General features: G+C 62.6%; 11 protein-coding genes. 1 reads left to right on the top strand and 10 read right to left on the bottom strand.

Translation table 11 applies throughout. The features are described 5' to 3' along the window. Nucleotides 1-64: 64 nt before the first annotated feature. From folP to PQR08_RS15180, 3 genes are all read right to left on the bottom strand, one after another. Nucleotides 65-865, bottom strand: a complete 801-nt coding sequence (folP, locus tag PQR08_RS15190) for a dihydropteroate synthase (RefSeq protein ID WP_408161726.1) — start codon at nucleotides 863-865, stop codon at nucleotides 65-67. Nucleotides 866-1,124: 259 nt separating this feature from the next. Then, nucleotides 1,125-3,011 carry an ATP-dependent zinc metalloprotease FtsH gene (gene ftsH / locus PQR08_RS15185; RefSeq protein ID WP_187605761.1) on the bottom strand — a complete coding sequence of 629 codons (1,887 nt, stop codon included), beginning with the start codon at nucleotides 3,009-3,011 and terminating at the stop codon, nucleotides 1,125-1,127. Nucleotides 3,012-3,195: 184 nt separating this feature from the next. After that, nucleotides 3,196-3,858: an RlmE family RNA methyltransferase gene (locus PQR08_RS15180; RefSeq protein ID WP_238215386.1), complete on the bottom strand. Its 663-nt coding sequence runs from the start codon at nucleotides 3,856-3,858 to the stop codon at nucleotides 3,196-3,198. A gap of 284 nt (nucleotides 3,859-4,142) precedes the next feature. Between PQR08_RS15180 and PQR08_RS15175 the strand changes: the two genes are divergently transcribed. Continuing rightward, nucleotides 4,143-4,679: a YhbY family RNA-binding protein gene (locus PQR08_RS15175; RefSeq protein WP_408161700.1), complete on the top strand. Its 537-nt coding sequence runs from the start codon at nucleotides 4,143-4,145 to the stop codon at nucleotides 4,677-4,679. A 57-nt stretch (nucleotides 4,680-4,736) separates the two neighbouring features. Here the strand turns inward: PQR08_RS15175 and PQR08_RS15170 are convergent, their stop codons facing one another. The 7 genes from PQR08_RS15170 to gloB form a co-directional block, all read right to left on the bottom strand. Beyond that, a complete protein-coding gene (locus PQR08_RS15170; RefSeq protein WP_035501636.1) occupies nucleotides 4,737-5,252 on the bottom strand; it encodes a DUF4149 domain-containing protein in 516 nt (171 codons plus the stop codon). Continuing rightward, entirely contained in the window at nucleotides 5,252-5,728 is a 477-nt protein-coding gene (greA, locus tag PQR08_RS15165; protein ID WP_035501637.1) for a transcription elongation factor GreA, read from the bottom strand. The genes PQR08_RS15170 and greA overlap by 1 nt, the downstream gene beginning before the upstream one ends. A gap of 113 nt (nucleotides 5,729-5,841) precedes the next feature. Then, complete coding sequence (gene carB, locus PQR08_RS15160) at nucleotides 5,842-9,096, bottom strand: carbamoyl-phosphate synthase large subunit (protein WP_187605765.1); 3,255 nt, start codon at nucleotides 9,094-9,096, stop codon at nucleotides 5,842-5,844. Nucleotides 9,097-9,126: 30 nt separating this feature from the next. Continuing rightward, entirely contained in the window at nucleotides 9,127-10,269 is a 1,143-nt protein-coding gene (gene carA, locus PQR08_RS15155) for a glutamine-hydrolyzing carbamoyl-phosphate synthase small subunit (RefSeq protein ID WP_408161697.1), read from the bottom strand. Nucleotides 10,270-10,613: 344 nt separating this feature from the next. Beyond that, nucleotides 10,614-11,861 (bottom strand): MFS transporter, encoded by a 1,248-nt coding sequence (locus PQR08_RS15150; RefSeq protein ID WP_408161696.1) that lies wholly within the window; start codon nucleotides 11,859-11,861, stop codon nucleotides 10,614-10,616. A 109-nt stretch (nucleotides 11,862-11,970) separates the two neighbouring features. Next, nucleotides 11,971-13,626 (bottom strand): transglycosylase SLT domain-containing protein, encoded by a 1,656-nt coding sequence (locus PQR08_RS15145; protein WP_408161694.1) that lies wholly within the window; start codon nucleotides 13,624-13,626, stop codon nucleotides 11,971-11,973. 161 nt (nucleotides 13,627-13,787) lie between these two features. Next, nucleotides 13,788-14,621: a hydroxyacylglutathione hydrolase gene (gloB, locus tag PQR08_RS15140; RefSeq protein WP_408161693.1), complete on the bottom strand. Its 834-nt coding sequence runs from the start codon at nucleotides 14,619-14,621 to the stop codon at nucleotides 13,788-13,790. Nucleotides 14,622-14,639 lie beyond the last annotated feature (18 nt).

The raw sequence follows: 14,639 nt of genomic DNA, 5'->3' as shown, positions 1-14,639 counted from the left end.
ATTTTTAGTTGATGAGTTCTATCGGCGCGCGCCTGCGCCTAATTCCTGATGAATGAGGCCAGTGTCAATGATGCCCATTCCGGGCAGCATTCTTTGTGGCCTGCCAGACTTTCAGCGCATCGACGGTCTCCGCGACGTCGTGCACCCGAATGATCGCCGCGCCCCGCTCTGCCGCGCAAACCGCACCAGCGACGCTTGCCGCGAGCCGCTCGCCGGCGCCGCGTCCGGTGACCGCGCCGAGCATCGACTTGCGCGACATGCCCGCGAGCAACGGAAAATTCGCCCCGGCTGGCAGCGTGCTCGTGAGATGCGCGAGCAACGCGTAATTATGCTCGACCGTCTTCCCAAACCCGAAGCCCGGATCGAGACTGACGCGCGTAGCCGCGATGCCCGCGTGCGCGAGCGTGGCGACGCGCTCCGCGAAGAACGCCCGCACGTCGGCCACGACGTCCTCGTACACCGGATCGTGGAGCTGCATCGTGCGCGGCTCGCCGAGCATGTGCATCACGCAGAGCCCGCAATTGCTGTCCTTCACGGCGTCGAGCGCGCCTTCCCGACGCAGGCCCCAGATATCGTTGATCATGTCCGCGCCGGCTTCGAGCACGGCGCGCATCACGGCAGGCTTGTAGGTATCGACAGAAAGCGGCACTCGCATGGCGCGCAGCGCCTCGACGATCGGCACGACGCGCTCGAGTTCCTCGTCGAGCGGCACGGGCGGCGCGCCGGGACGCGTGGATTCACCACCGATATCGATCATGTCGGCGCCATCGGCAAGCATCTGCTCGGCGCGCGCGAGCGCGGCATCGCGCGAGACGAAACGACCGCCGTCCGAGAACGAATCCGGCGTAACGTTGAGAATGCCCATGACGAGCGGACGTTCGAAAGTCAGCGTGAAGCGGCCGCACTGGAGCGGCGCTGCGGGAAGCGGGGATGAGATCGTCGTGGTCAAGCGAATAGGAACGAAGCGGAGAAAAAGAAATGGGAAGCGGCTCTTGCCCGCGATGAAATTCGAAACGAACCCGCATTTTGCGGCGCGTGGTTCAGCATCTCATTAAAACCGGGGCCGTAAAGTCAAAATGGGCCGGCGTGCAATGCACACCGGCCCATGAACGGACGCAGAGAACTTAGGCCGTTGCCGGCGCGTTGCCCGGCTTGACCTCGGTGCCGCTGCTGCCACCCGGCGGCGTATCGCCGGACGGAGGCGGCAGGTTCTTCGGCGGACGCGGCGGACGATCCGCCATGATGTCGCTGATCTGGTCTGCGTCGATGGTTTCCCATTCGAGCAGTGCCTTGGTCATCGCATCGACCCTGGCGCGATTGTCTTCCAGCAGCCTGCGGGCGAGCGCGTATTGCTCGTCGAGGATGCGGCGAATTTCCGCATCGACCTTCTGCTGCGTGGCTTCGGACACCGACTTCGCGCCCATCTTGCCGAACATGCCGTTGTCTTCCGTGTCGACGTAGACCATCGTGCCGAGCACATCCGACATGCCGTAACGCGTGACCATATCGCGCGCCATCTTCGTCGCGCGCTCGAAGTCGTTCGAAGCGCCGGTCGACATCGAGTTCAGGAACACTTCTTCCGCCGCGCGGCCGCCGAACAGGATCGCGATTTCCTCGAGCATCTTGTCGCGATAAAGATTCACGCGATCATGCTCCGGCAACTGCCAGGTGACGCCAAGCGCCCAACCGCGCGGCATGATCGTGACCTTGTGCACCGGATCGGCGTGCGGGAGCAACTTCGCCACCACCGCGTGACCGGACTCGTGATAAGCCGTATTGCGACGCTCTTCTTCGCGCATGACCGCCGACTTGCGCTCCGGACCCATGAAGATCTTGTCCTTCGCGTCCTCGAAGTCCTGCATCTCGACGATGCGCTTGCCACGACGCGCCGCGAACAGCGCCGCTTCGTTGACCAGGTTTGCGAGATCCGCGCCCGAAAAACCCGGCGTGCCGCGTGCGATGACCGATGCGTCCACGTCGTTCGCGATCGGCACCTTGCGCAGGTGCACCTTCATGATGTGCTCGCGGCCGCGGATATCCGGCAGACCGACGTAAACCTGACGGTCGAAACGGCCCGGACGGAGCAGCGCTTTGTCGAGCACGTCCGAACGGTTCGTCGCCGCGATCACGATGACGCCCGAGTTCGCCTCGAAGCCGTCCATCTCGACGAGCATCTGGTTCAGCGTCTGCTCGCGCTCGTCGTTACCGCCGCCCATGCCCGCGCCGCGATGACGGCCGACCGCGTCGATTTCGTCGATGAACACGATACACGGCGCATGCTTCTTCGCCTGCTCGAACATGTCGCGCACACGGGCCGCACCAACACCGACAAACATTTCCACGAAGTCCGAACCCGAGATGCTGAAGAAGGGCACCTTCGCTTCACCCGCGATGGCGCGCGCCAGCAGCGTCTTGCCTGTACCCGGAGGGCCGACCAGCAGCACACCGCGTGGTATGCGCCCGCCCAGCTTCTGGAACTTCTGCGGATCGCGCAGGAAGTCCACCAGCTCCGACACTTCTTCCTTGGCTTCGTCGCAACCCGCGACGTCGGTGAAATTGATTGCGTTGTTGTTCTCGTCGATCAGCCGCGCTCGCGACTTCCCGAACGAAAACGCCCCACCTTTCCCGCCCCCCTGCATCTGCCTCATCATGTAGAACCAGAACCCGATTATCAGGATCGTGGGTCCGAGGTAGTACAGCGCCGAGACGAGCGCATTCGGTTCATCGTCAGCCTTGCCGCTAACCTGAACGCCGTATTTCATCAAGTCGCCGACCATCCAGATGTCGCCGGGCGACACGATCTGATACTTCTGGCCGTCTGCCGGAGTGACCGTCAGATTGCGCCCTTGAACGGTGACATTCTTGACCTTGCCGTTCTTCGCGTCGTCCATGAACTGCGAATAGGACACACCTTCCTGGACGCGGGGCTTATCGAACTGCTTGAACACCGTAAACAGCACCAGTGCGATCACGAGCCACACTGCCGCTTTAGAGAACATATTGTTGTTCAAAGCACCACTCCTCACTCATAGACGGGCGCCTACATAAACCTTGCGACGCCACTAAAGCATTCTAATCCAGACCGCTAACCCCTGCCATAAGGTTTATCTACCGCACAAATATCGGCAGACAGGCTTTTTTCGACATTATCCGCGCGAATATCGCCGATTTTCGCCAAATTGGTTGCGGGCCTTTTCAGTTCGGGTGCTTGAGCCGCCGCCCGAGAATAAACGTCTCCGACGATTTGTCGCGAGAGGCCTTCGGCTTGCGCGGCGCCACCACTTTGAACTGCTGCTTGAACTTTTCGACGATCTGACTGTAACCGCTGCCGTGAAAACATTTGACCAGCAGTGCACCTTCCGGTTTCAGATGGTTCTGCGCAAACTCCAGCGCCAGATCGCAGAGATGCTCGATGCGCGCAGCATCCGCACTCGCTACGCCAGAGAGGTTTGGGGCCATGTCAGAAATTACAAGGTCCACCTGACGCTCGCCGACGATTTCAGCGAGTTGCGCGAGCACCTCGTCCTCGCGGAAGTCGCCCTGAATGAACGTGACGTCCGCAATCGGGTCCATCGGCAGAATATCCAGCGCGATGATCGTGCCGTCGATGCCGCCCTCGCGTTCGGCGTCCCGCTTCGCGCCCTGCGCAAGCTTGTTGCGCGCGTACTGGCTCCAGCTGCCGGGCGTCGAGCCGAGATCCACGATGACCTGCCCCGGCTTGATGAGCTTGTCCTGCTCGTCGATCTCCTTCAACTTGTATGCGGCGCGCGCGCGGTAGCCCTCGCGCTGCGCCATCTTCACGTAAGGATCGTTGATGTGGTCGTGCAACCACGAATGATTAAAACGGTTCTTTGCCATTCAAACTGAGCTCATGTGGCGCGCTGACAGCGCGCCCGGTGCGGATTTTGCTGCATCGCGCGATGCTTTTAGCGGATAATACGCGTCTTGTCGGCCGGACCGGCCCTCGGACGCTCATGTGCGCCGAAACCCGGCATCCGGCCTGTTCTGTTTCTGGTGGGCGGTGGCGCGATCGATGCGCCGCAGATCCGGCGCGAAGCCATGCGCTTTCGCTTCAGCGTGTTCAAACCGCCTCGCGAGCTCACCTCACGCCGCCCACATTTTAGTCGAGTCACAAATTTCTCATGCCAGCTCTTAAACTCTCCCCCGCCGAGCGCGCCGATCTGCGCTCCCAGGCCCATGCGCTCAAGCCCGTCGTGCTCGTCGGCGCGGAGGGTCTGACCGATGCCGTGCTGAAAGAGATCAACGTCCACCTCGAAGCGCACCAGCTCATCAAGGTTCGCGTATTCGGCGACGAGCGCGAAGCGCGTGTCGAGGTCTACGACGAAATCTGCGATCGCCTTAACGCCGCGCCCATCCAGCATATCGGCAAGCTGCTCGTGATCTGGAGACCCGAGGGCGCCGCGCCGAAAAGAAGCGCCACCCGCACGCGCAGCACGATGCCGCCGAGCGCGGGCGAAGCCGCCGAACATTCGGCCAAGGGCCGCGCGCCTCGCACCGTCAAGGCCGTGAAGATCACGCGCGATGCGCCCGCCTTCAAAAAGCCGAAGAAGACCACGCTGAAAGTGCTGGGTAACGAACGCGTGACGGCCGGCGGTAACGTGAAGCGCGCGAAGAAGCGTCAGACCGGCTCGAAGCGCCAGCATCAAGCCGTGAAATGATCGAACGGCGCGTGCGTTGCCGACGTAACGCACGCGCCGTTCCGTAACCACCGCGATTCAGCTGCGCGCTCGTTTCGCCGCCACCTTGGCAGATTTGCCCTTCGGCACGACCTTGACCGGCGCCGCACCCGGCAGGCGCCAAACCAGCGCGATACCGAACAGGCATTCGATCAGATAGATCGCGCTCGATATGCCGTGCAGCACCCCGAACTCCTTCGCATACGGAGAGCTGGCGAGATCGGTGCCCGCTTCCTGCGCGGCCATGCGCAGCGAGTTCATGAACGGCTGCAGCGCGAAGTAGCCGACCAGCACGCACAGAAGCATCACCGCGACGATCCACCGAACGCGCTTGTAATCGACGATGCCGCTTTTCACGAAGCGATTGCCGATCAGAATCAGCACGAGCGCACTGACCACGCCGATGATCGCCTCGATCCTGAAGAGTTGCGCCGCCACCGAGCCCGCCGACGTGCGGTCGAGCATCGAGAAAAGGACGGGCGCGGCGACGAGGCCCAGGGTCAGCAAGCTGCCGACCCAGACCATGCTGATGGTGCGAAAGAGCCGGTGCTCCATCAGACGTAACGTACCGCGATGATTTCGTATTCGCGCGCGCCGCTCGGTGCCTGCACCGACGCCACGTCGCCTTCCGATTTCGCGATGAGCGCGCGCGCGATCGGCGAGCTCACCGAGATGAGACCGTGATCGATATTCGCTTCGTCATCGCCGACGATCTGATACGTCACCATGTCGCCCGACTCCAGATCCTCCAGTTCGACCGTCGCACCGAACACCACGCGGCCTTCGGCCTCGACTTGCGTCGGATCGATCACTTGCGCGGCGGCGAGCTTCGACTCGATCTCGGCGATGCGGCCCTCGATGAATCCCTGCTTTTCTTTTGCGGCGTCGTATTCCGCGTTTTCCGACAGGTCGCCTTGTGCGCGGGCCTCCGCGATCGCAGTGATGACCGCCGGACGCTCCACGGCCTTCAGGCGTTGCAATTCGTCGCGCAGCAACTCCGCGCCGCGCTTCGTCAAAGGAATCGTGCTCATAGACCACTCACAAACAATTTCGTCAAAAAAATTACCGCGGTTAAGCGCATCTCCCGATCAAAGGAGACGCCGCTTAACCGCGGCTCGTGATGCTTAGACTTGTAATCGAAGCCTTAGTTTAGGCGAGCATGCAGCCCTTGTAAATCATAGACTTCCAGATCGCGGAGATAACGCAGGCCCTCGACGGCCGCGCGCGCGCCCGACATGGTCGTGTAGTACGTGACCTTGTTGGCCTGCGCGCTCATGCGGATCGAACGCGAATCGGCGATGGCGGCGCGCGTTTCATCGACGGTCGTGAAGACGAGCGCGATCTCGCCGTTCTTGATCATGTCGACGATGTGCGGACGGCCGTCCTTCACCTTGTTCACGACCTTCACCGGCACGCCCGCCGCCGCGATCGCGGCCGCCGTGCCCTTGGTCGCGACGATCGGATAGCCGAGTTCGTGCAGCATCTGCGCGACTTCGACGGCCTTCGGCTTGTCCGCGTCCATCACCGTCAGCAGCACCGTGCCCGATTCCGGCAGACGCGAGCCGGCCGCGAGTTGCGACTTGAAGAGCGCTTCGCCGAAGGTGCGGCCCACGCCCATCACTTCGCCGGTCGAGCGCATTTCCGGTCCCAGCACCGGATCGACCGCCGGGAACTTGACGAACGGGAACACGGCTTCCTTCACGCTGAAGTACGGCGGAATGACTTCCTTCGTGACGCCTTGCTGCTTCAGTTTCTGACCGACCATCGCGCGCGCGGCGATCTTCGCGAGCGGCAGGCCCGTCGCCTTCGACACGTACGGCACCGTGCGCGATGCGCGCGGGTTCACTTCCAGCACGTAGATGACGTCCTTCTTCGAACCATCGTCTTGCGGTACTTGCTGAATCGCGAACTGCACGTTCATCAGGCCGACGACGTTCAGCGCCTTCGCCATCGCGGCGGTTTGCCGCTTCAGCTCGTCGACGGTTTCCTTCGACAACGAATACGGCGGCAGCGAGCAGGCCGAGTCGCCCGAGTGCACGCCCGCCTGTTCGATGTGCTCCATGACGCCGCCGATGAACACGTCATCGCCATCGGAGATGCAGTCGACATCGCATTCGATCGCGTCGTTCAGGAAGCGGTCGAGCAGCACCGGCGAGTCGTTCGATACCTTCACGGCCTCGCGCATGTAGCGTTCGAGATCGCGCGGCTCGTGAACGATTTCCATCGCGCGGCCGCCCAGCACGTAGGACGGACGCACGACGAGCGGATAGCCGATCTCTTCGGCGAGCTTCAACGCTTCATCTTCGGCGCGCGCCGTGCGGTTCGGCGGCTGGCGCAGGTCGAGATCTTTCAGAAGCTGCTGGAAGCGTTCGCGGTCTTCGGCGGCATCGATCATGTCCGGCGACGTGCCGATGATCGGCACACCGTTCGCTTCGAGATCGAGCGCGAGCTTGAGCGGCGTCTGTCCGCCGTACTGCACGATCACGCCGACCGGCTTTTCGAGATCGACGATCTCGAGCACGTCTTCCAGCGTCAGCGATTCGAAGTACAGACGATCGGACGTGTCGTAGTCGGTCGACACGGTTTCAGGGTTGCAGTTGACCATGATGGTTTCATAGCCGTCCTCGCGCATCGCGAGCGCGGCATGCACGCAGCAATAGTCGAACTCGATGCCCTGCCCGATCCGGTTCGGGCCGCCGCCGAGCACCATGATCTTCTTCTTGTCCGTCGGATTCGCTTCGCACTCTTCCTCGTAGGTCGAGTACATGTAGGCGGTCTTCGTCGCGAACTCGGCCGCGCACGTGTCCACGCGCTTGTAGACCGGGCGCACTTTCAGTTCGTGGCGCTTCTTGCGCACATCGTCCTGCGTCGAGCCAGTCAGCTTCGCCAGACGGCGATCCGAAAAGCCGCTCTTCTTCAGATACAGCAGTTCGTCTCGCGTGAGGCTCGCGAGCGTGCGGCCTTCGAGCGCCTTTTCCTTCAGGATGATCTGTTCGATCTGCGCGAGGAACCAGGGATCGATCGACGTCTCTTCGAAGATCTCTTCCATCGTCAAGCCGAGACGGAACGCGTCGCCGAGATACCAGATACGGTCCGGGCCCGGCTCGCCGATTTCGCGGATGACTTCGTCGCGGCTCGCGGTCTTTTCATCGAGACCATCGACGCCCACTTCCAGACCGCGCAGCGCCTTCTGGAACGATTCCTGGAACGTGCGGCCCATCGCCATCACTTCGCCGACGGACTTCATCTGCGTCGTCAGGCGCGAATCGGCTTCGCGGAATTTTTCGAACGCGAAGCGCGGCACCTTCGTCACGACGTAGTCGATCGTCGGCTCGAACGATGCAGGCGTCTGTCCGCCGGTGATTTCGTTCTTGAGTTCGTCGAGCGTGTAGCCGCACGCGAGCTTCGCGGCGACCTTCGCGATCGGGAAGCCCGTCGCCTTCGATGCCAGCGCCGACGAGCGCGACACGCGCGGGTTCATCTCGATGACGACCATGCGGCCATCGACAGGGTTGATGGCGAACTGCACGTTCGAGCCGCCCGTATCGACGCCGATCTCGCGCAACACCGCGAGCGACGCGTTACGCAGCACCTGATACTCCTTGTCGGTGAGCGTCTGCGCGGGCGCGACGGTGATCGAATCGCCCGTGTGCACGCCCATCGGGTCGAGGTTTTCGATCGAGCACACGATGATGCAGTTGTCCTTCTTATCGCGGACGACTTCCATCTCGTACTCTTTCCAGCCAAGCAGCGATTCTTCGATCAGCAGTTCGCGCGTCGGCGAAAGATCGAGGCCACGACGGCAGATTTCTTCGAACTCATCCTTGTTGTACGCGATGCCGCCGCCCGAGCCGCCCAGCGTGAACGAAGGACGAATGACGGTCGGATAACCGCCGCTGCCCGTCGCCTCGGCGATCTGCGCCTGCACGGCGAGCGCTTCTTCCATCGAATGCGCGATGCCCGACTTGGCCGAACCGAGGCCGATCTTCGTCATCGCGTCCTTGAACTTCTGGCGGTCTTCCGCCTTGTCGATCGCTTCGGGCGATGCGCCGATCAGTTCGACGTTGTACTTCTCCAGCACGCCGTGATGGAACAGGTCGAGCGCGCAATTGAGCGCGGTCTGTCCGCCCATGGTCGGCAGGATCGCATCCGGGCGCTCCTTCGCGATGATGCGCTCGACCACTTCCCACGAAATCGGCTCGATGTAGGTGACGTCGGCCGTGTTCGGATCGGTCATGATCGTCGCCGGATTGCTGTTGACGAGGATGACCTTGTAGCCTTCCTCACGCAGCGCTTTACAGGCTTGCGCGCCCGAATAATCGAACTCGCACGCCTGGCCGATGATGATCGGACCCGCGCCGATGATGAGGATGCTCTTGATGTCTGTGCGCTTCGGCATAACTGCTCTCGATATATATGTTCGGTACTTTTAAGCGGCGACCTTCGCCGCCTCCATCAGCTTGATGAAGCGGTCGAACAGATACGCGATGTCGTGCGGGCCGGGCGACGCTTCCGGGTGACCCTGGAAACAGAACGCGGGCTTGTCCGTGAGCGCGAAACCTTGCAGCGTGCCGTCGAACAGCGAGACGTGCGTGACCTTCGCGTTGGCGGGCAGCGTCGATGCATCGACCGCGAAGCCGTGGTTCTGCGACGTGATCACCACGCGGCCGTCTTCCATGTCCTTCACCGGATGGTTCGCGCCGTGGTGGCCGGTCTTCATCTTCATTGTCTTCGCGCCAACGGCGAGACCCATGATCTGATGGCCGAGGCAGATGCCGAACGTCGGAATGCCGCGCTCGATGAACTCGCGCGTGGCGCGGATCGCGTAGTCGCAGGGTTCCGGATCGCCCGGGCCGTTCGAGAGGAAGATGCCGTCCGGATTGAGCGCGAGCGCGTCAGCGGCGCTCGATTGCGCCGGCAGCACCGTCACGTGGCAACCGCGCTCGGCCAGCATGCGCAGGATGTTGAACTTCACGCCGTAGTCGAACGCGACGACGCGAAACTTCGGCGCTTCCTGCTTGCCGTAGCCGCTGCCGAGACGCCATTCGGTCTGCGTCCATTCGTAGTTCTCTTGCGTCGACACGACCTTCGCGAGGTCCATGCCCGCGAGACCCGGAAACGAGCGCGCGAGGCCGAGCGCCTTCGCTTCATCGTCGGTGCCGGCGAGAATGCATCCGTTCTGCGCGCCCTTCTCGCGCAGGATGCGCGTGAGCTTGCGCGTGTCGATGCCCGCGATGGCGACGACGCCTTGCGCCTTCAGATAATCGGAGAGCGATTGCTCGGAGCGGAAGTTCGAAGCGAGCACCGGCAGATCACGAATGATGAGGCCGGCGGCATGGACTTTGGTGGCTTCGACGTCTTCGGCGTTCACGCCGTAGTTGCCGATGTGCGGATAGGTCAGCGTGACGATCTGGCGGGCGTAGCTCGGATCGGTCAGGATTTCCTGATAACCGGTGATGGCGGTGTTGAACACCACTTCGCCGATCGTCGAACCGGGCGCGCCGATCGATTGACCACGAAAGACCGTGCCGTCGGCAAGTGCGAGGAGTGCGGGGGAAAATGACGGCAACACGGGAAGCTCCTTGGGGAACACCCTGTTACCGACCTGTCTGTCCGAAATTCAGGCTTGGCCTCCCGTCGCTCGAAGAACGAGGGTTTCCTTCGCAGTGAAAGCGGCGGCTCGCTGTGCGCGCATCGTGGCTCGAACCGGCACGCTTGCGCGTGGCATCGACGAATTCAAGCGGGCGATCGGCACCGTGCGGCGCGCAGTTCATGCGCAGCGAACGACGGTGAATGGGAGGTAGGCGCTAGGGTGCGGGTTGATATGCTCAAACCTTCGAATTATAGCGCGAAAACGTCGCATTCGCCAGATTTCGGAAGCGTCCGCTTGCGTACCGCCTGCCTCGCGCGTGCCGGTCAGTGCGCCGTGCGCTCTACTTTTCGATCGGACTTGTGCAGCACGCGGCTCGGAAAAACGTACCAGACTGCACTCGCGACTTGCAGCCCAATCAGCACGATCCACACCGTCAGATGCGCCGACGCCGGGTAGCGTCCGCCATCCGACGGCCAGAGCGAAAGCATCGCACCGACACCCACCTGGAAGCCGAAAATCAACAGGAAAATCACGAGCGTGAGCGTCGTGTGCGCGCGTCCGATCATGTGCGACGGAAAATACTCGGCGGCGACTGCGTAGCTCAGAATGCCCGTCCCGCCGAAAATCCCGTATGCGGTAATCAGCACGGACGGCGGCAGCGGCACGCGCAGCACCATCAACACTTGCGTCACGACGAACAGCACCATGCCGGCGCCGCAGAACGCATACACCGAAACGCCGCGCCGCTCCATGCCGCGCGCCGCGGCGCCGAAGCCGACGCAGCCGAACATCATCGCGAACCCGAGAACCGACACGAGCGCTGCGGCGTGAGCGGGCGCGAGATTCATTACATCGAGCAAATAGGGGCGAATCCATAGCGATTGCATCGCATAGAAAACGCCTTGCGTGACGACAGAAAACGAAGCGATCTTCCAGAACACGCCGCTTTTCAGGATGAGCCACGTACCCTTGAACTGGGTGACGACGTCCGCCCGATGATGCGGCTCGGCCTCCGCCTTGCGCGGCGCGAACAGGACGATCGCGGCAGCGACGGCGAGCGTGAACACGCCCAGTCCCACGCACACTTGCCGCCAGCTCGCGACATGCAAAAGCGATGCGAGCGGCGATCCGACCACGACGCCGCCCAGTCCGCCGACGGCCATCGTGAGTCCGTTGATGAGCGGCAGGCGCGCGAGCGCGAAATGTTGCGCCGACGCCTTGAAGGCCGCGCTCAGACACACCGATACGCCGACGCCGATCAGGAACCGGCCGATCATCAGCCCCGCGAGCCCGTGGGATGCGCCGAACACCCAGATGCCGGCCGCCGCGAACAACAGCATGCTGGCCGTTACGCGGCGCGGGCCGAAATGATCGAGCAACACGCCCACCGGAATCTGCGCCAGCGCGAAGCCGATGAAGTACAGCGAGGTGAGAAGACCCAGATCGGCCGCGGACAGACCCAGCTCGTGCGTGATGAGCGGCGCGAAGCCGAGATTGACCCCGCGGAACACGTACGAGACGAAGTATCCGGCGGCGAACAGGAGAAAAACACGGAGACGTGTGGAAGGCATGTGAAACGGACGCTTCATTCTTATGGACCGCCAGTTTAGCGGCGTCGCCAAAAGAAAACGCCGTCACCTTGGTGACGGCGTGGGATAGCGCTTCGCCGAAACGCCGGGCTTATTTCTTCTTGCTGGTCTTCGTCGATGCGGCCGGCTTCACGGTCTTGGCCGTGGCGGCGGGCTTTGCCGCATGCGATGCCGTCGAAGCCGACACTTTCGTCACCTTGCCCGACGAATGCGCGGTTGCCTTGCCACCGCGCGAAGACTTCGATTCCGGCACGCGCGTGCCGATCTTCGACACGCCGCCCGACGAACGGCTCGACGCCGCCACCGTCTCCAGGCGCGCCGGACCCGGCTCGGCCGGCACCGGACGGCCATAAGGCACGTGCAGGACAACCACCTGGCCCGGCATGATCATATCGCCGTGAGTACGGTTCCACGCGCGCACCTGCGCCGGCGACACGTTATAACGGTCCGCCAACGTGCTGACGGCCTGCTTGCGGCGCACGCGTATCACGAGTCGGCGCGTGTCGGGCACGTCGCGCTCGATCGCGAGCATCGCGTTTGCGGCGACGTCGGCGCTGATGTCTTCATCGTCGTCGTCCGTACGTGGCACGACGATCGTCGAGCCAGGCTTCAGACGCATGCCCGCCGGAATGCGATTGACCGACATCAGCGTGTCCGCGTCCACGCCGATTTTCTCGGCGATCGCCGCCGGGCGTGATCGCTCGGTCACGGTGTACGTGGTCCACGACGACAATGCGCCCGAATACGACGAGAGATTGCGCTGGAACGAAGCCGCGTTGTCGAACGGCAGCAGGATCTGCGGATTGGTCGCGCCGAGAATCACCGGCTTCGAGAACGACGGATTGAGCGAGCGGAATTCTTCCACGCTCATGGCGGCGAGCTTGGCGGCCATCGTCACGTCGATGTCGCGCGCGGTCGTGACCGTCACGAAATACGGGTGATTCGGGATGTCCGGCAGCGCGAGGCCGTACATCTGCGGATTGCTCACGATGTTCTTCACGGCCTGCAGCTTCGGCACGTAGTTACGCGTCTCGTTGGGCATGCGCAGATTTTCGTAGTCGGTCGGCAAGCCCGCCGCCTCGTTGCGCGCGATCGCGCGCTGCACATTGCCCTCGCCCCAGTTGTAGGCAGCGAGCGCGAGATGCCAGTCGCCAAACATGTCATGCAGACGCGAGAGATAGTCGAGCGCGGCGCTCGTCGATGCGAGCACGTCGCGGCGCTCGTCCTGCCACATGTTCTGCTTGAGGTTGTAGTCGCGGCCCGTGCCCGGCATGAACTGCCACATGCCCGCGGCCTTCGCGACCGACAGCGCCTGCGGGCTGTAAGCCGATTCGATGAACGGCAGGAGCGCGAGCTCGGTCGGCATGTGCCGCTGCTCGAGTTCCTCGACGATGTGATAGAGGTACTTCTGCGAGCGCGTGGTCATGCGCTCGACGTAGTCCGGGCGCTGCGCGTACCAGTTGACCTGCATGTCGACGAGATCGCTTTGCAGATCGGGAATCTGGAAACCGCCACGAATGCGGTTCCAGAGATCGGACGATCCCGCGAGCGAGGTCACGGGCGTCTTGTCGACGTCGATGGTTTCCTTGGCTGCTGCGGTGCGGCGGATGGTGTCGGCGACTTGCTGCTGCTGTTGCTGCGAAGCGGCGGTAGTGGCTGAAACTGATAAAGGATCTGACGCTGTAGGTCCCTGGCTCGCGCACGCGGCGAGCATCAGGACGGACAGCGCGCTAAGGGTTAGTCGCATGGAACGTCTCTGCTTCCACAAAATAATGCTTGGAAATTTGCAGCCGATAGTACGGAACAGCACCTAAGACGTCAATAAGAATGCGCGCAAAACCCCTGCAAAATCCTGCATCTAACGGCGATTCCAACGTTTCGGTTGAAGTTATCCCTAAAAGCGTTCGGTTAGCGGAACTTATCCTTCCAGCCTCGCATCATTCGAAACGCTTCGAGACGGTCGGAAATCGGGGTGCCGAACTGTGACGAAAGTGTCGCGTGAATCGCCGGAACGTCCGAGCGCAAGAACGGATTTACCGCCTTTTCGTGGCCGATGGTCGTCGGCAAGGTCGGCTTGCCTGCGGCGCGCAGCGTCTGCGCGTCGTCGCTCCAGCGCACGAGCGCGGCGTTGTCCGGCTCGCATACGCGCGCGAATTTGATGTTCGACAGCGTGTATTCGTGCGCGCAGTGAACCTGCGTGTTTTCGGGCAACGCGGCGAGCGCGTCGAGCGAGGCGAGCATCTGCTGCGGCGTGCCTTCGAAAAGACGGCCGCAGCCACTCGCGAACAGGGTGTCGCCGCAAAAGAGATGCGGCGTGCCGCCCGGATCGCCTGCCTGAAAGTAAGCGATGTGACCGGCCGTATGTCCCGGCACGTCAATCACGGAAAGTTCGAGCGCCGGATGCGCGATGCGCACCGTATCGCCGCCCGTGACGCGCTGGGTCAGATGCTCGATACGCTCGCTGGCCGGGCCGTAGACGGGAATGCCGCCCTCTGCCGATCGGCTATCGAGGAGCGCTTTCACGCCGCCGACGTGGTCCTGATGATGGTGCGTGAGTAAAATAGCGGTCAGTCGCCAACCGCGCCTGGCGAGATACGCCTCCACGGGCGCGGCGTCACCGGGGTCGACCACGACCGCATCGCGCGAGTCCGATACGAGCCAGATGTAGTTGTCCTCGAACGCCGGAACCGGCACGTATTCGAGTGCATCCTGAGCAGATAGATTCTTGGCAAGCGAATTCATGGCGATTTTCTATGCGGC

The organism is Caballeronia jiangsuensis, assembly GCF_046030135.1.
GTDB lineage: Bacteria > Pseudomonadota > Gammaproteobacteria > Burkholderiales > Burkholderiaceae > Caballeronia > Caballeronia jiangsuensis.
This window is presented reverse-complemented; position numbering and strand designations above follow the sequence as displayed.